Here is a 24,158-nt window from a genome sequence, read left to right on the forward strand (position 1 = left end):
GTGTTTTTAGGTTTTTTTATTTAATGTAATTTTTCTCCAAAAAATAAGCCACCAACGCTTCTTTCATCATAATACTTTGTTCGCCAGCTTTGAGGTTAGGAAGTTTTTCTAAACTTTTATAATGCGGCCAACCATCGTCATCTACATAATCAAACTCATAATAACCGTAAGGTTCTAACAGTTTGCAAATCGCAATATGCATCAAATCCAGCTTGTGGTCTTTTTTAAAGCGTCGATGCAATTGTCCCAATTCTTGAACACCAACCAAATAAATAATCGCGTCTAAGTCTAAAGTTTCGCCGTCGGCAAACTGTTTCGAAAGTTTTTGTTGTAGGGTTTCCCAGCGTGTTTTAAGTTCTTCGTCTCTTACCATAGTGCAAAGATACATAAGTGATGAATTTATTTTTGTTCTATATTTGAAATATGAATTTAATTGATGTTCTGCTGGGAATTATTTTTGTGTATGCTTTTGTACGCGGTTTTATGCAAGGTTTTATTTCTGCTGTGGTTTCGCTCATAGCACTTGCCGCAGCCATTTATGCGACGCTATATCATAGCGATATCATTACTAATTTTCTCATTAATACTTTAAATTTCGAAATCAACAACCTCAGCATTATTGGTTATATACTTACTTTCTTATTGGTTTTTATTGTGCTGGTTTTAATCGGAAGAATTCTCACCAAACTCGCTGGTTTTTTAGCCCTTGGGATTGTCAATCGGATTTTAGGAGGCTTTTTTAATGTTGCTAAATATGCCCTTCTAGTCAGTGCTATCATCATGTATAAACCCGCTTTTACAGAAAAGATTTTCTTTAAAGAAAAAACGATTGAAAACTCTTTCTTGTATCTTCCTGTAAAATCGATAGCACCAAAAGTGTTTGATGTTTCGTTAGATTATATCGAAAAACGAAAAGAGAAAAATGGGGAGGAAAACAAGATTTAAACAACATCTCTTACATTTGCTGTAATCCATTCTTTACACTCATCAAAATTTTCAAAAATAAACTCTTCCGCAACCACATCCGGAATTACATCTATTCTTTCCATCATATAACGTGGTTGCTTTAAAAGATTGACAAATAAAACCTTTATCTTGGCTTTTTGTAAATCTTGTATCACTCGTAGTAAGGTATAAAGTCCCGATTGGTCAATATATTGCATTCTTCCGAATCTAAAGATAACCGTCGTTGCCGTAGCAGGTATTTTTGCAGCAAGATTTTCAAACTCTTCTGTCGAGCCAAAAAACAAAGGTCCTTTGACGTATTTTACGAAAACTTCTTCTTTTAAGTTTTCAGGTATCCCTATTTGGTCTGCCCAGGATTTTTTCTGCGACAAGGTTTTTACTGAAGAGCGCTGTGCAGTAAGGTTTCCTATTTGTTTCATAAACATGAGTGAAGCAATGATAAAACCTATTCCGACGGCGTAAACCAAATTCCAAACGGCAGAAAGGATCATCACCACAAACATCACCATTACTTCAGAACTTATTTTAATCCAACCAAAATCTAAGTCTTTTGGTAAACTTGGTATGGCTTTTAAGCCTTTATAATCGATAACCCCAATTCCAACCGTAATTAAAATTCCTGCTAAAACAGCCGCTGGAATGGTTGAAGCAATGGGCCCTAAAAGCAATAAGGTGACCAGCAACAATAAACCTGCTATCATCCCTGAAAGTCTTGTCTTTCCTCCCGATTGAATATTGACCACCGTTCTTATGGTTGCTCCCGCTCCTGGAATTCCACCAAAAAGAGCAGCAATACTGTTACCAATTCCTTGACCAACCAATTCTTTGTTGGGTTGATGCTTGGTTTTGGTCATATTATCAGCCACTAAACTGGTAAGCAAAGAATCGATTGCCCCAAGTAATGAAAGTGTAATTGCCGCAAAAATGTAAGGTGTAATAGCGCCCAATTTAAATTCGGTAATAATCTCTAACTTAGGAATAGGAAAACCGTCTGGTATTTTAGCGATAGGTTTATAATCGAAGTTAAACAAAATCGCCACAAGTGTCATCACCACCAAAGCCACTAAAGTACTTGGAACTGCGGTCGTTATTTTCTTAAATCCGTAAATGATCAAGATAGTGCCGAGAGCTAAAAAGAGTTCTAAAAAATTGATATTACCCAAAGCCTTGGGCAAAACTTTTATAGTTCCTATAACTCCCGAAGAATCGTTGGCGGCTAATATTTTTGCCTCTTTCATCACATCTTCCTCCGAAATATAATTTGCCCTGCGAATCGTTTCTTTGAAATCTTCGAGCACCAAAATGCCTTCTTCGGCCTCATCTTTCAAAATGTTTTCTAAAACGACTTCTTGTGCTCTGGGCCTATATTTTTCTAGTAATTCTTTATCTTCTAACGGGTAATATCCCAAAGATGGTAAAATCTGAGTGACAATAATGATGATCCCGATAGCTGTCATAAAGCCAGAAACCACCGGATAAGGAATATAACGAATATAATTTCCTAATTTTAAAACCCCCAACAAAATCTGGATAAGCCCCGCTAATAGAAAAACGGTTAATATAGCTGGCAATGCTTGATTGACATCTCCTTTATTAGCAGCAACAATGCCTGCCACTACCACCATACTTACGGCTGTCATCGGAGCTGTTGGCCCAGAAATTTGGGTATTGGTTCCGCCGAAGAGCGCCGCAAAGAAACCAATAAAAATTGCTCCGTAAAGACCAGCACTTGGCCCTAGACCCGAGCTTACACCAAAAGCCAATGCTAAAGGTAAAGCGACTATTCCAGCGGTAATCCCGCCAAAAAAGTCGCCTTTTAAGTTTGAAAATAATCCTTTCATATTTCCGATTTTAGGAAACAGAAAGTTAATTATTTATTTCTAATTTTAAAAAATTATCTGTCTAGAGCTAATTCTGGTCGAACCTTTCTCTTGAAAAATTCTCTGTAACTCTCAGGATTTTTTATTGTTCCTCTTTCGGATAACAAAGTGATATTTATATTTTTCTCTGCCGCCCTTATCTTAAATTCGTCTAAAATCTCGATAATGTCGAAATCTAAACTTCTCGTTTTGCGTACATCTATTTCTAAATAAGCATTTTTAGGCAAACTGTGTAATTCCCTAGAAATAGCTCCTTTGTTTAAAAACGTCACTTCTTCCGCTAAGGTCATTTTAAAACTCTTCTCATCTGCACTAGTTTCCTTATGCAAAAAATGAGAGTTTTTGTAACTGTATAATAAAATAGTGATGATTCCTACCGCTAAACCTAAGCCTATTCCTATCAATAAATCGGTAAAAACGATACCTATAATAGTTGCTATAAAGGGAAAAAACTGAGGTTTTCCTAAACTATACATTTCTTTGAACAGTGAGGGTTTTGCCAACTTGTAACCTACCAATAACAATATCGCAGCCAATACGGCTAAAGGAATCATATTAAGAAGCGTAGGAATAGTGATAATAGAAACTAATAGAAAAATACCATGTAGTATGGTTGAAAGTTTAGTTTGACCTCCCGACTGTACATTGGCAGAACTTCTCACAATTACTTGGGTTACGGGTAAACCTCCAATTAATCCAGAAAGCATATTTCCAGTACCTTGCGCAAAGAGCTCTCGATTGGTAGGTGTCTCACGCTTGTGAGGATCCATTTTATCTGATGCTTCTACACAAAGTAAGGTTTCTAAACTGGCCACAATAGCAATTGTTACCCCTGTTACCCATACTTCATAATTGGTAATGGCAGCAAAGTTGGGAAAAGTAAATTGCCCCAAAAAGTCAGATGCGCTTTCTGGCACAGGAACCTGTACCAAATGTTCTGTAGAAATTCTTAAAGCTTCATTGTCATTCATCAAAATTTGATAAATCACTCCAAAGACTACCGCTACTAATGGTCCTGGTATAACTGTAAAAATTTTATGCTTTTTTGTTAAAATAAATTCCCAAAGCAACAATATCAATAAGCTAACTCCTGTTACTACTAAGGCTCCTGGCGAAATATAGTCGAGCATATTGATAAGCTCGGTAAAAGTATTTTGCCCGTCAGATTGGAAAAAATTGAGGTCACCTTCATAATCTTTATCGTAACCAAATGCGTGTGGAATTTGTTTTAAAAATATGATAATACCTATACCTGCCAGCATCCCTTTGATAACCGACGAGGGGAAGAAGTAACCAATCACACCTGCTTTTAGTGCTCCCATGATGATTTGAAGAATCCCGCCAATAACCACAGCTACCAAGAAATTTTCAAAGCCCAAAGAGGCTATTGCCGCCAAAACAATAACGGCCAAACCTGCGGCTGGACCACTTACACCGAGTTGAGAACCACTGATAGATCCGACAACGATACCACCAATAATTCCAGCGATAAGCCCTGAAAATAATGGTGCTCCACTTGCCAAAGCAATACCCAAACATAAAGGTAATGCTACAAAAAATACGACCAAACTTGCTGGAAGGTCTTTACTGATATGCTTAAACATAAATAAAAAAGTTGTGTAGGAAATATTTCCTACGGTTAGAAATAAATTAGTTAAATAAAAAAGTAAACGAGATTAACTAACTGATTTCTGGTGGTGGAGAAAAAGTTTCTGAATAATGAATATTATTTCCAAGAATGTAGTGAAAATACTCCCCAAACTGTAATTCGTTAGGATTTACAATAGAAACATCTGATTTTGGAATAAGTTTCCAGGAAATGTTATGACTGGTTTCTTTTTCACTACTCGAAGAGTTTTCTTCCTCTTCGGTAAATGTATAGACATAAGAAATATCAGCGTCATTTTCTATTAAAATCACAACGGTTGGCATGACAATAAATGTCATAAAAAGTGATATAAAAAATATTGCTAAATATTTCATAGGCTGCAAAAGTACAGTTTTAAACTATCTATTTTGTTAAAAACTTATTAAGTTATCTAATCTTATTATAGAGTTTTTATATCGTCTTTAAAAATCCAACCCTGTGAACCATTAGGTAATTCTAATTTATAAAACCCATTAAAACTATCCAGTATTTTAATTTTTGCTCCTTCATGTAACTGAAAAGCCGTTGATGAGTTTTGATTGGGCTCTGACTTTACATCGGTCTCTTTTTCAAAAACGATTGCATAATTATTAGAAGCTACTTCCCTTGCCTTGGTATAAGCAAATGTGGTAAAGCTTATCAATAAGACTAACGAGATGACAGAAAGTACAAAGTAAAGTTTTTTCTTTTTTGAAAATCCTGTGAAAAAATAGGCCAAGAAAAAAACACACATCAACACAGAAGCGATAATTGCCAATACTGCCCATTGGTTTTGGGTAAAAGCTCCTATCGTGTTTTCCTTAAACTTCTGAAACGCCGTTTTGGGCAGTTCTTCAAAAGCATCGAGTGTCATATTTTGGGCAAAAGCCAAATTGTTTATGATGTCTTTGTGGTTTGGGTCAAGCTGCAAACCTTTTTCGTAATAATAGATACTGGGTGCAATTTGGTTGAGTTTATAATGGGCGTTACCAAGATTATAATACAAGTTACTCGATTCTTTTCCCTGATTTAAAATCTGTTCATACTTTGTAATCGCATCCTCAAAATTTCCGTTAGCATAATCTTGTGTCGCGCTTTCAAACAATTCATCGGGTGATTGTGCCCAACCCAACACCGAAAAAATCAACAATATAACCGATACAAATGTTTTCATCTTCATAATTCTTTATCTATCGCTGGCAATACCTCAGTGGCTCTTTCATAAACTTGTGTGTTTTCTCCCGTTGTAGTAGGCGAGTATCTTGCCATTTCGCAATTTTCCAATAAACCAATAAATTCATTTGCGTTAGCTTCTGAAGCCCCTTTTTCTGCAAGTGCTTTACGAATATTTTCTTTACTCATTTCACTGGTGGTAATTCGCAATTTTGCTTTCAAGTAATTGTGCAAAGCTTTTTCGAGCGCTACATAAAAAATAGTATTTTCACCAATATTACTTTTGGCTTCGCTTAAATACTTTCGCGCCAGCTTATCTGCTTTTTTTACATTATTGCTTACCTGATCGTTTTGCTTATTTATATATTTTCTTCCCGCTAATATCCCTATCGGAATTAATAATAAAGGGAAAAGCAATAACACCCAAAACCAAGTCGATTCAAAGAAATCCTCTTTACCGATTTCCTTTAATTTTGGTTTTAACTGAATGTACCGAAACTGGTTTCCTGCTTCCACAAGATTTTTGGTAGTTCCAACAGAAGCAGATTGATTACCTGAATTTAATGGACCGTTTTCGACATCTATCACAATTTGGTTTGAGGTAATTGTGCGGTAGGTTTCTGAACGTGTGTCGAAATAAGAAAAGCTCACAGGCGAAATAGGAAATTTACCTTTTTGTTGCGGCACAATGGTATAATTATCAGAAATGCTACCGTAAACACCATTCAAATTAGTGTTGATGTCTTCCTGGTGTTGGGGCTCATAAACTTCTAATGAAGAAGGCAAGTCTAATTTTGGCAACTGAAAAAGCATTAAATTTCCGTTACCGGAAACTTTTACGCTGGCTTCGAGTGCTTCACCAGCATCAAGGGTTTCTCTGTTGGTCGTTACACTAAAATTAAAACTTCCTACTGCACCGCTAAAATTAACTGGTTTACCTTCTGTTGGCAAAGGTCGTACCTCTATTGTTCTGGTTTGCGCAGCTACTCTTTGTTGCACGGTTTCGTATAATCTTCTCCCAAAAAAATCCCGTTTATCTGAAGGAACATCTACCGAAACCGAAAGTGTCAACGGTTCTATTTTTAATTCTCCTATTTTCTGTGGGTAAAGAATGGTTTTCCTTAAAGTCACATAACGATAAGGTTCGCCTTGGAATGTTCCTTGCTTGACATTAAGCTGATTGATATCTATATTCTGGCTCCAAAAATCGGGAAAAGTCGGGTTGTTTAAAGCTCGCCATTGACTCACATTGATATTCGGACTCACATACAATATATATTCTACGCTAATGCCTTCATTTAAGTAGGGTGTTTCGTCGGAGATTTTAGTCACCAAATGTATGTTTTGAGAAGCTGTAATTTCTGCATTATTTCCATCGGTTGGGTTATTTACAGCGGCAACCACTTCTACTTCAATCGGTGTGGTTTTATAGGTTTTTCCACCTATTTGTATTTCGGCTTGACCAATGGTAAATTTACCACGCGAATTAGGTTGTAAATAGTAACCATAAGACTTCTCATAACTTTTTTTACCATTGATCCAGCTATTGCTGATGGATTGAAACGGGCCTCCAACCACCTGAAAACCTCTAAAATCGGGTGGATTGAAATTATCACCGTCTTGATTCATGGTGAAATCTACCCGAACACGTTCGTTTAAACCAATCGTGTTGCGGCTCACTTTGGCTTCAAACTTTACTTGAGCTTGCGCAAAAAAGCCGATAAAAAATACGAGTATGTACAATAATTTCGATTTCATTACCAATCTTTTCCGTTACTTGGCTGACTTTGTTTTGCCTTTTGGGCGTTTATTTTATCTTGTATTTCCTTTTCCTTGTTTTCCATCGCTTCTAACAAACTTTTGATTTGCTGTGGCGAAAGCTGACCTTTGGCTTGTTGCGGCTGCTGATTTTCTTTTTTCTCATCGCCTTGCTCCTTTTTAGGATTTTGCTGTTCTTTATTTTGTTGGTCTTTTTTCTGATCGCCTTCGTTTTCTTTTGGCTCTTGCTTTTCTTGGTTGTCTTTAATGTCACCTTGATCGCCCTCTTCGCTTTTCTTGTCTTCTTGATCTTTGTTTTGTCCTTCTTTTTGATCTTGGTTTTGCTGTTGTTGATCTTGATTTTGGTTGTCCTTATTCTGGTCTTTATTATCCTGGTTCTGCTCGTTTTCTTGCTGCTCTTTTTCCAGCATTTTTTTAGCTAAGGCCAAGTTATACCGCGTCTCGTCATCGGTAGGATTATTACGCAAAGCGTTTTTGTAGGCATTTACTGCTTTTTCGTACTGTTTTTGCTTCATAAAGGCATTGCCTTGATTATGAAAAGCCTTGTGTTTAACCACTTTTTCTTCTGTGGTGGTTGCTGCCGTTTTGTGGTTAAAGCCTGCTTCGGTATTTTTCTCTTGGCTATAATACATATTCCCAAGATTATATCTCGCTTCAGCATTTTGCGGGTCTCTCGCAATCGCTTTTCTATAATTGGCTTCTGCTTCTGCGAAATTATTATCAGACAGATTTTCTTGCGCCTCTGCCGCAAATGCTCTTGCTTCTCGTTGCGCTTTTTTTTCTTCTTTGGTTTGTGCATGGAGCACTGAAAAACTCAATAGACCGAAGAACACCCCTAAAAGCGAAACAAAATTTTTATTTATTTTCTGTAACTTCATTTTCTTTCTTTTCATTAAATAAATTCAGTTGGGTAATCCAACTGGTTTTTCTTTCCAATAATAAAATCTCAAATACCAAAAATAAGATTCCTAAGCCTAAAAACCATTGAAACTGCGATTTGTAATCGGCAAATTGCTTGGCTTCAAACTCGGTTTTCTCAACATCTTGTAATAAAGTATTTATCTCTTCTACTACTTTAGAAGTGTTAGTGCCGTCGATATAACTACCATCGGTTTCTTCCGCAATAGCGGTTAAAACTTCTTGATCTAATTTGGTGATGACCGTTTGGTTGTTTTGGTCTTTTTTAAACTCAATAACCCTACCATTTCTTTTTATAGGGATGGTTCCCCCCTTTTCGGTTCCTACACCAACGGTAAAAATTTTGATACCTACTTCTGCCGCTTTTTCCGAAATGGCTTCGATATCGCCACTGTGATCTTCGCCGTCACTCAAAATTACGAGAATTCTACTCGTTTTGGTTTCATCATCATAATAAGTGGTTGCCAATTCTATCGCATCGTTTATCGCGGTTCCTTGGCTAGAAACCATATCGGTGTTAAGTGCTTGCAGAAACAATTTTGCCGAACTGTAATCCGTTGTGATGGGCAGTTGCGGAAACGCACTTCCAGCGTAAGCGATAATACCTACACGATCACCCGCCAAATTGTTGAGTATTTGCGTCACAATTTGTTTCGATTTTTCTAACCGATTGGGCGCAATGTCTTCGGCTAGCATACTTTTGGAAACATCGACAGCAAAGACAATATCAACCCCTTCGCGCTTTACGGTTTCTAATTTTGACCCGATTTGCGGATTGACCAATGCCAAAATAAAAAAGCAAAGTGCCAATAAGAAAACAATAAATTTTAATACCACTTTAAAGGTGGATAGATTTGGGCTCAATATTTTAAGAAATTTCGCAGAAGCAAACTTTTGATGTGCTTTTTTACGCCACAGCAAATAGCCCAAAAACAGCAGTACCAAAATTGGGATGATTACAAATAGCCAAAAGTATATTTTCTGTTCAAAAATCATTTACACAAAACTTCTAAATAGCGTTAATTTTAAAATATAACCAAGCAACAATAAAATTCCAGCCAACAGAACGAGTGGTCTATATTTTTCGTCGTAATTGTAAAATTTCAATTCTTCGATTTCGGTTTTTTCCAATTTATTGATCTCGTCGTAAATCTCTTTTAGTTTGGTATTATTAGTTGCTCTAAAATACTTTCCTTCAGTTTGTTCGGCAATGCTCTTCAGTAATTGTTCGTCTATTTCTACAGGCATATTTCGGTACTGAATTCGCCCACGAGCATCAATAAAATAAGGACTCAAAGCCATCCCGTTTGTTCCGAGACCAATAGTATAAACTTTTATATCGTACTCTACGGCTAATTCTGTCGCAATTTTTGGGTCGATAAAACCCGTATTGTTTACACCGTCGGTCATCAAAATAATGACTTTGCTCAAAGCATCACTGTCTTTTATACGATTTACAGCGGTGGCTAAACCCATTCCGATAGCGGTTCCGCCCTGAAGCACATCGCTATATTCTATATCCCGAAGCGAAGACAAAACAATACGTTCGTCACTGGTAATTGGCGTTTGCGTAAAACTTTCTCCTGCGTATTGCACGATTCCTATTCTATCGTTTGGTCTACCTTTTACAAATTCTGCAGCGACATTTTTTAAAGCCTCCAATCGGTTTGGGCGTAAATCTTTTGCCAACATACTTGCCGAAACGTCTATTGCCAAAACAATGTCGATACCTTGTGTAGTTTTGGTTTGCGTACTCACATCTACTGTTCTCGGTCTTGCCATTGCAGTGATTAATAAAGCCAATGCAAGAAGTTTTAAAAGAAACAAAAGTGGTCTTAATCGCGACATCAAACTTTGTGACTTTTCCAGACCAGCGGTATTCGAAACCTTTACTTCGGGCAATTGCTTGTTTCGTTTCCAGAAATACCAAAAAACCAATAAGGGCAGTAGCAAAAACAGCCAAAACCATTGTGGATTTTCAAACGTCATATTTCCGAAATCAAACATTATTCTTGTTCTTGTATTAATTCGATTGAACTTGTGATTTTACTCGTTATTTCCTCGCCATAACTGTTTTCAAAATCATATACCAAGGTTAACATTTGTATATTGTTGAGATGATTAAAAACAATCATTTCGTATTCTTTTTTGAGGGTTTGTTCTTTATTAATTGGATTTGCGATATTAAAAGTCCCTGAAATTTTTACTCCTTCGGTTCCATTATTGGCGACAAAAGTTTCTTGTTTTGTCAAAATGTTACTCGCTCCTTTGCTTTCTAAAAATTGTGAAATCAAACCGGTAGCTTTTTCTAAATCTATTTGTATGCCTTGTTCACTAGAAACGACCTCTAAATTGATGTAATATTCGCCCAAAATACTTCCGTAGGAAAAACTTTCTACATTTTGGGTAGGATTTATCAAAATAGAATCTGCAGTCTGTCTTACCAAAACTCGAGGTGTGGTTAATGCTACAGGCGGATAACCGTATTCGCTTCGGTACCAATCGCCCTTGACCAAATCTTTAGTCGGACTGCCAATAATTTTGTCTTGTACGTAATCGTAACCTTTTATTCCCACGAAAGTGAAAAGCGCAATCACAATCACCAAAAAACCGATCACAGAACCCACAATAATTTTTCTTCGCTTTTTCTTTTTGGCTAATTTCTCACGGTATTCTTGGTCTCTCAATAACTCTTCTTCAGTAGGCTCTGGTTTAGAAGTCTTAATGGTTTCTATTTGAAGCGTCACTTTTTTTCGATCTTCACGAGCCGTGAGGATATCGGTAGAACCTCCTGCAAACTTGATCAAATCTGCACGTTGCAGCAAATTGTTCAGTTCATCAATCTTGTCTTGCGAAAGTTTGAGTTTATCGTTGGCGACCAGTTCATTGAGTCGTGCTGTAAGTTCGCTGGTTGTTCTTTCTAAAGCTCCGTCGTCAATCTCTTCGTCGATGTAACGTTTGACCGCATCGGTTAAACCGGAATAATATTTTTTGATTTCTCCATGTTCCAAAGCATGGCTTTCGTCTAAGTTTTTTAGCGTAAGCATCGCTTTTTCGTATGGTGGCAATTGTCTCTCTTTTCTTTCTTTATGCTTTTTTCGGAAAAAGAAAATCAAGAAAATAAGTCCGCCCAAAATAATTGCTCCTAAAATCCACCAAAGTATAGCTGATATCTCAAAAGGTTCTTCTATTTCTATCGAAGGTTTTATAGGATACATTTTTTGTTTGGTGGTATCGACCGCTACGTCATTTACCAAAACTTGCAACGAATCTGTATAAAATGCTTTTTCATTTATCATCACTCGCTGTCGCGGAATGGTATAACGACCCGAATCAAACTGTGTCAAGGCATATTCTTTCTGTAAACGAAATTTTCTGCCGTTGATAACGGTGTCTATCGGGTTATTTTCAAAGCTTTCTAAGGGCATAAAAGTTTGTCCTTCTGGGAAAACCACCAAATCAGTCGTGTCGGTTTCTACTTGAATTTTAAAAGCTATTTTTTCACCTATTTTGATGTTGGTCGTATCAACTTGTGAAGTAAGCGTCTGTGCTTTGGTCAACTGAAAAACAAAAAACAAAAAGCCAAGCCATAGCAAGGTTTTGGTTTTCATTAGCTGTATTTCTCTTTGTTGAACACTCATTTTATCTAGCTCTTTGTTTAAAATATCCCAGCAATTTTTTGACATAGCTTTCATCGACTCGACAACTAAAAGCGCCTGCTCTGCTCAAGCGAAAACTGTTGGTAAAATAATCTTCAAATTCACGGTAATTGGCCAAATAGCGGTTCCTTACTTGTTTTGAAGCTGTGTTGAGTAAAATATTCTTACCCGTTTCGGCATCTTGCATTTGCAGTAAACCAACGTTCGGTAAAACTTTTTCCCTTTCGTCATAAATTCTTATGCCGGTAACGTCATGTTTGTTGGCTACAATTTTTAAGGTATGCTCGTAATTTTTATCCAAAAAGTCTGAAAGAATAAACACAATGGCTCTTTTTTTCTGGAAATTCTGTAAAAATCGCAATGCTTTCTGGATGTCTGTTTTTTTGCTTTGCGGCTGAAACTCGATAAGTTCCCTGATAATTCGCAATACGTGCGAACGTCCTTTTTTTGGCGGCACAAAAAGTTCGACCTCATCAGAAAAAAGTAATAAACCTATTTTATCGTTGTTTTGGGTTGCCGAAAATGCTAAGGTTGCAGCGATTTCGGTTACAATTTCTTTTTTAAGCTGCGTGTCACTACCAAAATTTTCTGAACCCGAAATATCTACCAAAAGCATCAAGGTAAGTTCGCGTTCTTCTTCAAAAACTTTTACAAAAGGTTCGTTATAACGAGCGGTCACATTCCAATCGATCGCACGTACGTCGTCACCAAATTGGTACTGTCGTACCTCGCTAAAAGTCATTCCGCGACCTTTGAACGTAGAATGGTATTCGCCACCAAACACGTGATTGCTCAAACGCCGCGTTTTGATTTCGATTTTACGAACTTTTTTTAATAATTCTTTGGTATTCATTGTGATGAAACAGAAATAGTTTTCAGAAATTTTTATTCCGCTTAAAGCGAATTTACTTTTCTATACTTTTTATGGCACTTCTATTTCGTTGACAATTTTTTGTACAATATCTTCTGAGGTCACGTTCTCGGCTTCGGCTTCGTAAGTGATTCCTATTCTATGTCTTAAAACATCTAGCACAACCGCACGAACGTCTTCCGGAATCACATAACCTCTACGTTTGATAAAAGCATAACACTTAGCAGCATTGGCAAGATTGATACTTCCTCGAGGTGAAGCCCCAAAAGAAATAAGCGGTTTTAAATCAGACAACCTATATTTTTCTGGATAACGGGTTGCAAAAATAATATCGAGAATGTATTTTTCTATTTTTTCGTCCATGTAGACTTCACGAACGGTTTGTTGAGCTCGTAAAATCTGTTCTAAAGTCACGACTTGATTCACCTCTTCAAACTCACCTTTGAGATTGGCTCTAATCACTAGCTGCTCTTCTTCTAACTTAGGATAGTCAATAACAGTTTTGAGCATAAAACGGTCGACCTGAGCTTCTGGTAACGGATAGGTTCCTTCTTGCTCTACAGGGTTTTGCGTTGCCATTACCAAAAATGGTTTGTCGAGTTTAAAGCTTTGATCACCAATGGTTACCTGTTTTTCTTGCATCGCTTCAAGAAGTGCCGATTGTACTTTTGCGGGAGCACGGTTGATCTCATCTGCTAAGACAAAATTGGCAAAAATAGGACCTTTTTTGATGCTAAAATCGTTGACTTTAATGTTGTAAATCATCGTACCAATGACATCGGCAGGTAATAAATCTGGTGTAAATTGTATTCTGCTAAAACTTCCGTGAACGGCTTTAGAAAGTGTGTTGATGGCCAGTGTTTTTGCCAAACCAGGAACACCTTCCAACAAAATATGTCCTTGACCAAGAAGCCCAATCAATAATCGTTCGACCATGTGTTTTTGGCCAACAATTACCTTATTCATTTCGGTTACTAATAAATCTACAAATGCACTTTCTTTTTGTATCTTTTCGTTAAGTTCTGCTATGTTGACTGACGTTGATGTCGTATCCATTATTGAGTATCTTTTTGTATTAAGAAAATTATTCGCAAATTGGCAAATTCTTGAATTTTTGCTTGTTAAATATTGGTTAAAAAGCAAGAATACAAAAATTCCATTATAAGCGCTATTATAATGGACTGATAAAAATTGGAAACGTTGCAAAAAAAAAACTTCTTTTAAAAAAGAAGCTTTTTTGAAATTTTAAACTGCAATTTATTAAGGAGTTGTAGTATTCAAGTCTATTTCTCCCATTGCTGAAACTTCACCTGCGGTAACATCTATATCGTTTACCGTAACTACGTTAAGCCCTAAAGTTGCATCTGGTGTAAAAGTTACCGTGTAAGTACCTTCTGGCAACCCGTGTAAAACAAACTCGCCTTGTGCATTGGTATAAGCATCTACTGTTGTCGTACCGTCTGTTGCAGAAACTAATACTGCATCGGTCGCTGGTAAAACTGTTCCTGAAACGGTTCCTGTTTGAGCTTCCGCGGAAGCTCTAATTACTGGCTTCAATAAATAACCGCCGTTTCCTTGTTCTACAATAGATTCTTCAACGTCAAAATCTAAAGTATACTCGTAAACTACATCGGCTTGTAAAGTTTCATTTAAATTAATTTTTAATCCTGATTGTTGTGCACTTGGCGTTTGCAAATCGTGCGTTGTGCCGTCTACAACAACTGTATTGTTGGAGCCTAAAACCAATCTAATTTGATTGATATCTCCCGCAGGGATTTCATACTCTGTCGCTAAAGCTGCAGAAACACCTCCTGTTAATTCTAGTAGATTATAAATTTCATCATCTACATCTAAAGAAACTTCTGTATCATTATTATATTTAATCATGACATCAACCACTTCGATGTTTACTTCTTCGTAATCACCTGGTGCATCAACCAATTTTACAGACATCTTTGCATTACCTTCTTGCTCTCTTGGGCTTTCATCGTCACTACAAGAAGTGAAACCAACAGCAGCAATCAATAGAACTGCTAAACTTTTTAATTTTAAATTTTTCATAATTTTAAATTTGGGTTTTTGGGTTTAATTTTTATGTTATTAATGTAACACGTCGAAAATTATATTTTTATTGCTTATAGACAATGCTATTAACTTAACTTTAGATAAACCTTAACTTGTATTGCTGTAGTTTCATAAAAAATGTTAAACCTTTGGCTAGGTTTGTAAGGCTAATAGAATATACCCACCATTGGGTATTTGACAGAAATCTATTATCTTTAGTTTTAGCTACATAAATCTTAGTAAAAAAACAATGATGAATAGAACAGCTTTAATTACAGGTGCCTCAAGTGGAATAGGCAAAGCAACAGCAATTGCTCTGGCTAGAGAAAATTTTAATTTGATTCTTTGCGGAAGACGTACAGAAAAGTTACAAGAACTTAATGATTTTCTAAAAGATACGCCAACCCATCTTCTTAATTTTGATGTGCGAGAGAAAGAAAAAATAAACGAAGCCATACAAAGTTTGCCCGAAAATTTTAAAGAAATAGACGTGCTTATAAATAATGCAGGTAACGCACATGGTTTAGATTTTATTCAAGATGGAGATTTAAACGACTGGGATGCGATGATCGATATTAATGTAAAAGGTTTGCTCTATGTGAGCAATGCCATTATTCCAGGAATGGTCAAAAGAAAACGCGGACATATCATTAACATTGGTTCGACTGCTGGAAAAGAAGTTTACCCCAAAGGCAATGTCTATTGCGCGAGCAAACATGCCGTAAACGCGCTTACCGAAGGGATGCGTCTCGACCTTAACGGAATGGGAATAAAAGTTGGTGCTATTCATCCGGGTATTGTAGAAACCGATTTTAGTAATGTTCGTTTTAAAGGCGACTCGCATAGAGCAAAAAAAGTTTACGAAGGCTTTAGAGCTTTACAACCTAGAGATATTGCCGATATTATCGCTTTTACCGTAACCCGGCCTTGTCACGTAAATATCGCCGATATTATGGTTATGAGTACTGCACAAGCTTCATCAACGATTATCGATAAAAGTGAGGTTGCTATATGATTAACAAACGCTTATTGATTAAAAACTTGTTGGCTCACGTCGCCGAAAATAGTTTTTATGATAAAAAGTTGAAAATTAATCTCTCAGACAAAGAAGGAAAAGCAAAATTTCTAAAACACATTTGTGCACTTTCTAATACCAACCCGTATAACAACAGTTATATCGTCATAGGTGTAGAAGACAAACACAACCAGATTGTGGGTGTCGATTTTTACGATGACAGCAAAATTCAGAACCTCATCAATGCTTATCTCACCAATCCTCCGAAGGTAAATTATGCAAATATTCCTTTTCCGCATTTAGGAGAAAATAAAGTGGTTGGTTTGGTGAGTATTTCTCCTAATCAAGGAAAAATTTGTTCGCTTAGAAAAAATATTTGGAAATATTATGGCGGAATGGTTTTTTACCGGGAAGGTAGCAATAGCAAACCTCAAGATTTTGAAGCCAACCTTAACGACCACAACGAAGCAGTTGTTCATTCTATCGAAAGTCACTCACAAAACACGATAAAATATACGCTCGATGGCGTTTTCGATTTTATGGAACTCGCCAAAGATTACAACCCAAAATATCAAGTTTTTAAAGAATACTTTGTGGTCTGTTGGGCAGGAAAGAAAAAAACAACTGAGAAAGGTACTTTTTATTCGCGTGTAAATATCGAGTTGATCAACGAGCAGATAAAACTGTTTTATTCCAATTTAGACGAAGTGAGTATCGATTTTGATGAAGACAAGTTTACGATTTTAGAATATGTGCACCTCGGCCTTCAAAAAAGCTATAAATATTACCCCTTAGAAGAAGTGACCATATATTTTAAGAATAATGTAAGTTATGAAATCGAAAATAAAATGGTTTTTGAACCACCGAAATTTTCGAAATCTACGCTTTACCATATTGTAAATAGTAACAACGCACTTTTAGAAAAACTCAAAAAAAATGTTCCGCTTAGCGAAAGAGAAGAAAGAGACCTTGTAAAACTTCCCGCCAATTACCTGTTGAGTTATTTTAACGGTTTCCCAGAATCGATAGACAAGTTGGAAGAAATAAAACCGTACCTAAAAGAAAAGTATGCAGAAGCTTACCTTCGTTATAAAGAGAATATAAGAATTTTAAGAAAAGTAAAATACAGTTAATGATGAAAACCTTTGCAGTTGGCGATATTCATGGTGGTTTAAAAGCTTTAAAACAGCTTTTTGAGAGCGCAAAAATCACCACGAAAGATCAATTTATTTTTTTAGGCGATTATGTCGATGGTTGGAGCGATTCTGTAAAAACCGTTTCTTTTTTAATCGAGTTTCAGAAAACACATCGTTGCGTTTTTTTACGCGGCAACCATGATGAGTTGGCTTATGATTGGCTAAGAACCAAACAAGACAATGAGCTTTGGTTTGCTCACGGCGGAAAGCTTACCCAAGAAAAATACCTAGAACTCGATGAGAAAACAACCGATGAGCATCTTCTTTTCTACAAAAACTTAAAAAATTATCATATTCAAAATAACAAACTTTTTGTTCATGCAGGTTTTACCAACCTTCACGGACCCCAACACGAATATGCACCTTATATGGTTTATTGGGATAGAACTTTGTGGGAAACTGCATTGGCAACAAATCCAAAAATGAGTGAAAATGATGTTCGTTTTCCGAAAAGATTAAAACTTTTTGATGAAATTTATATTGGTCATACTCCAACCACAAGAATTGGTGAAAACAAACCTACAAAAGCCATAAATGTCTGGAATGTTGATACCGGAGCAGCTTTTAAAGGACAGCTCTCCATGATTGATATCGATAGCAAAGAAATATTTCAGAGTGAACCTGTTTACCATTTTTACCCTAACGAAAATGGAAGAAATTAGCTTATATTTGTTACCAAAATAAAATACCATGAAAAAACTTAGCTTATTATTACTTGCAATGTTTATTTGCAATTTTACCCTTGCACAAGTAGAAACCTACCCTCAAAACGAAGTAAAATTTAACATCGCCAATGTCATGGTTGTTGCGGCAGTAGAAGTAGGTTACGAGCGTTTTGTTGCTTTTAACCAGTCAGTAGAATTGGTTGCGTTGATAAATGACCGAATGAATTATCACTCAGAAAGTGGTTCTCGTAAATTCAACACTAATAGCTTTAAACTAGGTTACAACTACTATTTTGGAAGAGAAACAGCAGGCTCTGGTCTTTACGCCAATCCATTTCTAAAATACAGAACCGGTGACTTTGAAGAACAAAAAGACATAGATAATGACGGTGATCGTGAAGAAGTAATTACCGATATGAATGCTTTTATTATTGGTATTGGCGCAGGTTATAAATGGAACTTTGGCGACAAGTTTGTTTTTGGTCCATTTGTAAATATCGCTAGAAACTTTAGTGAAGAAACCGAAGCCCGTTTTACTGCATTTGAATTTAATAGCGGTTTATTTGTTGGTTATCGGTTTTAACATTTAAACAAAAGAATATACGCTCTAAAGCCTGCTTTTTGCAGGCTTTTTTCTTTTATGACTTTTTAAAATGTTAAAGAAATCATCGGTAAAGTGTAAATTTTAAACGATTATTTGCACAATCTATTTTTACGCCCTATATTTGTCATTGTAAATGATTTAAAACCCATGAGCAATGAAGAAGATTTCTTTAATAATGGTAACCTTTTTAATGGCTTTTAGCTTACAGGCTTTTAATATGGTTAATGAGGGATGTAACGATAACAATACCTCTACAAACTTTGAAGAAGACAATTCTTGTACGGCAACTATTCTTGATATCACCAAGCAAAATAGCCTAGAAGAAATGAATAACGTAAAGTTTTACGCTCAAACAGAGGTAAATGAAAACATAGATATCACCAGTAGTACTTTTGAAGTTGTTTACAACAACGGTTATAAAGTAAACTATTTCGGACATATCGATCCTACAAGTGGTGATCCGGTTATCAATTTAAATATAGATTGCGATACCAACTCTCATTTAGTACAACAAATAAAAGTGACTATTTACACCTCAGATAATAACGGTAATAATTGCTCTTCTACACAAATACGTGATTGGTCTTCTATAGGCGGTATTTGTGCTAGCACAGCAAACAATATAATAGATATTGCTCAACAAGATTAGTCGAGTAAATTTTGGTTGAAGAAAAAAATCCGCTTTACGCGGATTTTTTGTTTTCTAAGGTAAAATTAAATTTTACAAATCAAACTTGATACCCTGTGCTAAAGGTAATTCTGTTGTATAATTAATCGTGTTCGTTTGACGACGCATATAAATTTTCCATGCATCAGAACCCGATTCTCTTCCGCCTCCAGTTTCTTTTTCACCACCAAAAGCACCTCCAATTTCTGCTCCAGAAGTTCCAATATTTACATTAGCGATTCCGCAATCAGAGCCTTGAGCTGATAAGAAAAGCTCTGCCTCACGTAAGTTATTGGTCATAATTGCCGATGACAAACCTTGACGGACATTGTTCTGCTTTTCAATAGCATTTTCTACATTTCCTGAATATTTTAATAAATACAGTACTGGTGCAAAAGTCTCGTGTTGAACAATTTCAAAATGGTTTTCTGCTTCTGCTATTGCAGGTTTAACATAACAACCACTTTCGTAACCCTCACCTTCAAGAACACCACCATCAACAATTACTTTTCCGCCTTGAGCGAGCACTTGTTCTAAAGCTCTGTTATAATTTTTTACGGCATCTTTATCGATAAGCGGACCAACGTGATTATTTTCGTCAAGCGGATTTCCTATGCGTAACTGTTTATATGCATCAACCAAAGCATTTTTTACTTGATCATAAACTTCTTCATGTACGATCAAACGACGGGTTGAAGTACAACGTTGTCCGCAAGTGCCTACCGCTCCAAAAACAGCTCCAATCACGGTGTTTTTGATATCGGCTTCTGGTGTAACAATAATGGCATTGTTTCCGCCAAGCTCTAGCAATGTTTTTCCTAGTCTGCCTGCCACTTCTTGAGCTACAATTTTACCCATTCTAGTCGAACCTGTGGCCGAAATCAACGGAATTCGCTCGTCTTTGGTCATCATTTCGCCCACTTTATAATCACCAGTAATCAAACAAGAAATGCCTTCAGGTAAATTATTTTCAGCAAAAACCCTTGCTGCTATTCTCTGGCAAGCTACCGAGACCATAGGTGTTTTTTCTGAACCTTTCCAAACCGTGCAATCGCCACAAACCCATGCTAGTGCTGTGTTCCAAGACCAAACTGCTACCGGAAAATTAAACGCTGAAATGATACCAACTATGCCAAGCGGATGGTATTGCTCATACATTCTGTGACCTGGTCTTTCTGAATGCATGGTCAATCCGTGAAGCTGGCGCGAAAGTCCAACTGCAAAATCACAGATATCTATCATTTCTTGTACTTCACCTAAACCTTCTTGATAAGATTTTCCCATTTCATAAGACACAAGCTTACCTAGCGGTTCTTTTAATCTACGCAGTTCGTCATTAAATTGTCTTACGATTTCTCCTCGTTGCGGAGCTGGCATTTTTCTCCAAACCTTAAAAGCTTTTTCTGCTGCAGAGATCGTTTTATCGTAGTCTGCTTGTGTAGTTGCTTTTACTTTCCCTATTAAAGCTCCATCTACTGGAGAATACGATTCGATAATTTCGCCTTGAGCGAAAAAATATTTTCCTGTGGAAGTTCCATCGTTGATCTCTTGAAGGTCTAAATCTTTTAAGACTTGAGCCATGCCAAAGTCTTTTGCTTTTTTACTCATTAAATCTATTTTTACAGTTTTATGTTAGGTTTTTGCGAATGTAAGAAAAATAAAACGCTATTCCTCATCGGCAGTAAAACGTTCGTCAACGGGCATTTCCGTTCCGCATTTATCACAGGTTCTCAATTCTTTACTTCCGTAGAAATGCTTAAAGTGTTTTAAGAAGTCCTTTTCAACATCTTCCAACGGGAAATAAACCTCATGCAATTTGTGATTACAATTGTCGCAAAACCATAGCAAGCCATCTTTTCCGCTAAGGTCTTTACGTTTTCGTTCTACCACCAGTCCGATAGAATTTTCGCCCCTTTCTGGAGAATGTGGGACTTTTCCTGGATGTAAATACATATCTCCTGGGCCGAGTTTCATGGTTTTTTTCTCACCATTTTCTTGGATGTGTACTTGTATATTACCTTCTAATTGGTAAAACAATTCTTCGGTTTCGTTATAGTGATAGTCTTTTCTGGCATTTGGTCCAGCCACAACCATCACAATATAATCCCCTGCATCTTTATAGAGGTTTTTATTTCCGACAGGTGGTTTTAACGTATCACGGTTTTCTTCTATCCATTGGTTAAGATTAAAGGGTTTTTGAATAGCCATAGCGTTTATTTTTTTAATTTAGTAAATCGAAGTTTTAGGATTTCTAAAATTACTTAATTATTCATAAAATGAAAAACATTCTGCTCCTATTCATCGCTATCGCTTTTTTTGCTTGTAAGCAAGAAAACAATTTACCTCTAGTGGAAAAAAATTCAACGAAAGTTGAACCCGAAAAAGTAGCCGATTATGGGATTGTCATTCACGGTGGCGCTGGATTTATCAAAAAAGAAAATATAAGCGACTCTCTAGAAAAAGTGTATAAACAAAAGTTACAAGAAGCTATTTTGGCAGGAAACGAAATTCTAAAAAATGGCGGAAAGGCTGTTGATGCTGTAAAAGCAAGTATTGTTATTTTAGAAAATTCACCCTTGTTTAACGCTGGAAAAGGAGCCGTTTTATCCCATGAGGAAAAGGCAGAACTTGATGCTTCCATTATGGACGGAAAAACCTTAAATGCGGGAGCTGTCGCTGGAGTTACCACTATCAAAAACCCAATTCTTTTAGCAGAAAAAGTGATGATCAATTCTAAACACGTGATGCTTTCGGGAAAAGGAGCTGAAAAATTTGGTGAAGGACAAAAACTAGAAATGGTTTCTCCCGAATATTTCATCACCGAAAAACAGTTAGAAAATATCAAACGCATTAAAACTGAAGAGAGTAAAAAAGTGAGTTTTTATGATCCTACACTTCAAAACGCAAAATTTGGAACGGTAGGTTGCGTTGCCCTTGATAAAAATAGTAATCTCGCTGCAGGAACTTCTACAGGTGGAATGAGCAATAAAAAATACGGTAGAATTGGCGACTCTCCCATTATTGGAGCCGGAACTTATGCCAACAACCAAACTTGTGCGGTTTCTTCTACGGGTTGGGGCGAATATTACATTCGTGGTGTTGTAGCTTACGATATTTCTACCCTGATGGAATATAAAAGGCTGACTCTTGAAGAAGCCACCAAAGAAGTGATCCACAAAAAACAACCTCAACTTGGCGGAAACGGAGGCATTATCGCTATTGATAGAAATGGAAATATTTCTATGGAAATGAATACTCCCGGAATGTTTAGAGCAAGTTTGGTGAATGAGGAATTAGACATTCAACTTTACGGAAAACCTTAATTTTTTTTATCCATTTATAGGTGTAATTCTTATTTAACTTTAAATTAATTTCTTTTACTTCGGAAAATTCCGAACTAAACGTATATTTGCCATTTCAAATCATAATTTTATGACCCCAAACGAAAATAAAAAATGTAAATTAGTTGAAAAACTAGGTATAAGCATAGAGAAAAAAGAGCAAATGGCTCCTATGGCCGCACGCATTTTTTCTTATGTTATTTTAAATGGAAAGCAAGGTGCTACCTTTGAAGAATTGGTTTCTAACCTTTGTGCAAGTAAAAGTACCATTTCCACGCATCTTAACCATTTGCAAGATTTAAAAAAGCTAAGTTATTATACCAAAACCGGTGACCGGAAAAAGTACTTTATACTCAATCAAGACACCATGATTCAAGGTATTAATAATATGATTGAAGAATGGAAAGAAGAAAAACAATTACACCTAGAAGTGATGTCCTATAAACAAGAAATGAATAAGACATTAAATAAAGAAAACCTATTTGAACTTAGTTTTCACGAAAGTTTTATTGGTTTTTTAGATGGGGCTATTTCTTCTATTACTAAACTAAAAGAAAACTATAGTAAATAATAAACACTAATTTATAAAAAATGAAACACCTAAAAATATATCAAATTACCTTTCTTGCTTTAAGCAGTATTTTTTTTACTAGCTGTAAGCAAGAACAACAACAAGCTCCACAACAGCAGGCTTTACCATTGGCTGTAACTCAAGTTCCACAAAAAAATGTTACGGCCTACACCAGTTACCCAACAACCATAGAGGGAACTATAAGTAGCGAGGTACGTGCCAAAGTATCGGGCTATATTCAAGCAGTATTGGTAGATGAAGGGCAAAAAGTAAATAAAGGTCAAGCTCTTTTTAAGTTAGAAACCCAGTCGTTAAGCCAAGATGCAGAAGCCGCAAAAGCAAATGTAAATGCAGCTCAAGTAGAAGTAGACAAACTAAAACCGCTGGTAGAAAAAAATATCATTAGTTCAGTACAGTTAGAAACAGCAAAAGCCAAATTAGCCCAAGCAAAGAGTGCTTATAATAGTTTGATGGCCAATATTGGTTACGCTACGGTAACAAGTCCGGTAAACGGATATGTAGGAGCAATTCCGTATCGCGAAGGGTCGCTGGTAAGTGCTACCAGTGCAAAACCCCTAACTACTGTAGCTAGTATTGAAAAAGTGTTTGCTTATTTTTCGATGAACGAAACCGAATACCTCAACTTTATTCAGAAGGCCGAAGGAAAAACATTGCAAGACAAAATCGATAATTTCCCAAAGGTGAAATTGCTATTGGCTAACGGACAAACCTATGCACAAAAAGGAAAAATAGAAACCGTTACGGGCCAAATAGACGCCAATACAGGAACAGTAAGCTTTAGGGCTACTTTTGAAAACCCTAACTTATTATTAACCAACGGAAATAGCGGAACCATTAAAATCCCAACCACATACGAAAATGCTTTAGTCGTACCACAATCGGCTACCTATGAGCAACAAGGTCAAACCTATATTTATGGGGTCGATAAAGAAAATAAAGCGATAGCAACTTTAATACAGGTAAAAGACAAAACAGATCTTTTATATATCGTGAAAAGCGGTATCAAAAAAGGGGATTTAATTGTAGTAAAAGGCATCGGAAAGTTAAGGAACAACATGCCTATTCAACCACAAAAAGTAGCTTTTGATAGCATTGTTAAGCCTATCAAACCCTTATTTCAATAATTTTCAGAAAAATTGTT

The 24,158-nt window shown here is 36.4% G+C and carries 24 protein-coding genes; 9 read left to right on the forward strand and 15 right to left on the reverse strand.

Going from position 1 to position 24,158, the window contains the following annotated elements; translation table 11 throughout:
* Positions 1-16: 16 nt before the first annotated feature.
* Positions 17-373 carry a hypothetical protein gene (locus DNG35_RS03185; protein ID WP_111126311.1) on the reverse strand — a complete coding sequence of 119 codons (357 nt, stop codon included), beginning with the start codon at positions 371-373 and terminating at the stop codon, positions 17-19.
* A 50-nt stretch (positions 374-423) separates the two neighbouring features.
* Between DNG35_RS03185 and DNG35_RS03190 the strand changes: the two genes are divergently transcribed.
* Positions 424-945: a CvpA family protein gene (locus tag DNG35_RS03190; RefSeq protein WP_111126312.1), complete on the forward strand. Its 522-nt coding sequence runs from the start codon at positions 424-426 to the stop codon at positions 943-945.
* Here DNG35_RS03190 and DNG35_RS03195 read toward each other — a convergent pair.
* The 12 genes from DNG35_RS03195 to DNG35_RS03250 form a co-directional block, all read right to left on the reverse strand.
* On the reverse strand, positions 942-2,807 hold the full coding sequence (locus tag DNG35_RS03195; RefSeq protein ID WP_111126313.1) for a SulP family inorganic anion transporter: 1,866 nt from the start codon (positions 2,805-2,807) through the stop codon (positions 942-944). The genes DNG35_RS03190 and DNG35_RS03195 overlap by 4 nt on opposite strands.
* A gap of 53 nt (positions 2,808-2,860) precedes the next feature.
* Entirely contained in the window at positions 2,861-4,450 is a 1,590-nt protein-coding gene (locus DNG35_RS03200; RefSeq protein ID WP_111126314.1) for a SulP family inorganic anion transporter, read from the reverse strand.
* 76 nt (positions 4,451-4,526) lie between these two features.
* Positions 4,527-4,829, reverse strand: coding sequence for a hypothetical protein (locus DNG35_RS03205; RefSeq protein WP_111126315.1), 303 nt, complete (start codon positions 4,827-4,829; stop codon positions 4,527-4,529).
* Between the two features lie 65 nt (positions 4,830-4,894).
* Complete coding sequence (locus DNG35_RS03210; protein ID WP_158524865.1) at positions 4,895-5,647, reverse strand: tetratricopeptide repeat protein; 753 nt, start codon at positions 5,645-5,647, stop codon at positions 4,895-4,897.
* 2 nt (positions 5,648-5,649) lie between these two features.
* Positions 5,650-7,404, reverse strand: a complete 1,755-nt coding sequence (locus DNG35_RS03215) for a BatD family protein (protein WP_111126317.1) — start codon at positions 7,402-7,404, stop codon at positions 5,650-5,652.
* Positions 7,404-8,318: a tetratricopeptide repeat protein gene (locus DNG35_RS03220; RefSeq protein ID WP_111126318.1), complete on the reverse strand. Its 915-nt coding sequence runs from the start codon at positions 8,316-8,318 to the stop codon at positions 7,404-7,406. The genes DNG35_RS03215 and DNG35_RS03220 overlap by 1 nt, the downstream gene beginning before the upstream one ends.
* The gene (locus tag DNG35_RS03225) at positions 8,281-9,339 is read right to left on the reverse strand and encodes a VWA domain-containing protein (RefSeq protein WP_111126319.1); all 1,059 of its coding nucleotides are present in this window, start codon (positions 9,337-9,339) and stop codon (positions 8,281-8,283) included. The genes DNG35_RS03220 and DNG35_RS03225 overlap by 38 nt, the downstream gene beginning before the upstream one ends.
* Positions 9,340-10,350 carry a VWA domain-containing protein gene (locus DNG35_RS03230; protein WP_111126320.1) on the reverse strand — a complete coding sequence of 337 codons (1,011 nt, stop codon included), beginning with the start codon at positions 10,348-10,350 and terminating at the stop codon, positions 9,340-9,342. It lies immediately after the preceding gene.
* Complete coding sequence (locus DNG35_RS03235) at positions 10,350-11,984, reverse strand: DUF4381 domain-containing protein (protein ID WP_146228827.1); 1,635 nt, start codon at positions 11,982-11,984, stop codon at positions 10,350-10,352. The genes DNG35_RS03230 and DNG35_RS03235 overlap by 1 nt, the downstream gene beginning before the upstream one ends.
* A 1-nt stretch (position 11,985) precedes the next feature.
* Complete coding sequence (locus DNG35_RS03240; protein WP_111126322.1) at positions 11,986-12,855, reverse strand: DUF58 domain-containing protein; 870 nt, start codon at positions 12,853-12,855, stop codon at positions 11,986-11,988.
* 69 nt (positions 12,856-12,924) lie between these two features.
* Complete coding sequence (locus tag DNG35_RS03245) at positions 12,925-13,929, reverse strand: MoxR family ATPase (protein WP_111126323.1); 1,005 nt, start codon at positions 13,927-13,929, stop codon at positions 12,925-12,927.
* 204 nt (positions 13,930-14,133) lie between these two features.
* Positions 14,134-14,934: a DUF4382 domain-containing protein gene (locus DNG35_RS03250; protein ID WP_111126324.1), complete on the reverse strand. Its 801-nt coding sequence runs from the start codon at positions 14,932-14,934 to the stop codon at positions 14,134-14,136.
* A gap of 256 nt (positions 14,935-15,190) precedes the next feature.
* On the opposite strand from DNG35_RS03250, the gene DNG35_RS03255 reads away from it, so the two are divergent.
* The 5 genes from DNG35_RS03255 to DNG35_RS03275 all read left to right on the forward strand — a co-directional run bounded on the left by DNG35_RS03255 (position 15,191) and on the right by DNG35_RS03275 (position 19,066).
* Positions 15,191-15,952, forward strand: coding sequence for an SDR family NAD(P)-dependent oxidoreductase (locus DNG35_RS03255; RefSeq protein ID WP_111126325.1), 762 nt, complete (start codon positions 15,191-15,193; stop codon positions 15,950-15,952).
* A complete protein-coding gene (locus DNG35_RS03260) occupies positions 15,949-17,085 on the forward strand; it encodes an ATP-binding protein (protein ID WP_111126326.1) in 1,137 nt (378 codons plus the stop codon). The genes DNG35_RS03255 and DNG35_RS03260 overlap by 4 nt, the downstream gene beginning before the upstream one ends.
* 2 nt (positions 17,086-17,087) lie before the next feature.
* A complete protein-coding gene (locus DNG35_RS03265) occupies positions 17,088-17,810 on the forward strand; it encodes a metallophosphoesterase family protein (protein WP_111126457.1) in 723 nt (240 codons plus the stop codon).
* Between the two features lie 28 nt (positions 17,811-17,838).
* Positions 17,839-18,396 carry an autotransporter outer membrane beta-barrel domain-containing protein gene (locus tag DNG35_RS03270; protein WP_111126327.1) on the forward strand — a complete coding sequence of 186 codons (558 nt, stop codon included), beginning with the start codon at positions 17,839-17,841 and terminating at the stop codon, positions 18,394-18,396.
* Positions 18,397-18,571: 175 nt separating this feature from the next.
* Positions 18,572-19,066, forward strand: a complete 495-nt coding sequence (locus DNG35_RS03275; protein WP_111126328.1) for a hypothetical protein — start codon at positions 18,572-18,574, stop codon at positions 19,064-19,066.
* Between the two features lie 72 nt (positions 19,067-19,138).
* On the opposite strand, the gene DNG35_RS03280 is transcribed toward DNG35_RS03275, so the two are convergent.
* Together DNG35_RS03280 and DNG35_RS03285 are read right to left on the reverse strand one after the other, a co-directional pair.
* Positions 19,139-20,692, reverse strand: a complete 1,554-nt coding sequence (locus tag DNG35_RS03280) for an aldehyde dehydrogenase family protein (RefSeq protein ID WP_111126329.1) — start codon at positions 20,690-20,692, stop codon at positions 19,139-19,141.
* A 57-nt stretch (positions 20,693-20,749) separates the two neighbouring features.
* Positions 20,750-21,292: a 3-hydroxyanthranilate 3,4-dioxygenase gene (locus DNG35_RS03285; RefSeq protein ID WP_111126330.1), complete on the reverse strand. Its 543-nt coding sequence runs from the start codon at positions 21,290-21,292 to the stop codon at positions 20,750-20,752.
* Positions 21,293-21,360: 68 nt separating this feature from the next.
* Here DNG35_RS03285 and DNG35_RS03290 point away from each other — a divergent pair, with 68 nt between their 5' ends.
* The 3 genes from DNG35_RS03290 (at position 21,361) to DNG35_RS03300 (ending at position 24,141) form a co-directional block, all read left to right on the forward strand.
* Positions 21,361-22,407, forward strand: coding sequence for an isoaspartyl peptidase/L-asparaginase family protein (locus DNG35_RS03290; RefSeq protein WP_111126331.1), 1,047 nt, complete (start codon positions 21,361-21,363; stop codon positions 22,405-22,407).
* A gap of 109 nt (positions 22,408-22,516) precedes the next feature.
* The gene (locus tag DNG35_RS03295; protein WP_111126332.1) at positions 22,517-22,996 is read left to right on the forward strand and encodes a GbsR/MarR family transcriptional regulator; all 480 of its coding nucleotides are present in this window, start codon (positions 22,517-22,519) and stop codon (positions 22,994-22,996) included.
* Between the two features lie 20 nt (positions 22,997-23,016).
* A complete protein-coding gene (locus DNG35_RS03300) occupies positions 23,017-24,141 on the forward strand; it encodes an efflux RND transporter periplasmic adaptor subunit (RefSeq protein WP_111126333.1) in 1,125 nt (374 codons plus the stop codon).
* Positions 24,142-24,158: the final 17 nt, after the last annotated feature.

This window comes from Mesonia sp. K7 (genome assembly GCF_003233725.1).
Lineage (GTDB): Bacteria > Bacteroidota > Bacteroidia > Flavobacteriales > Flavobacteriaceae > Mesonia.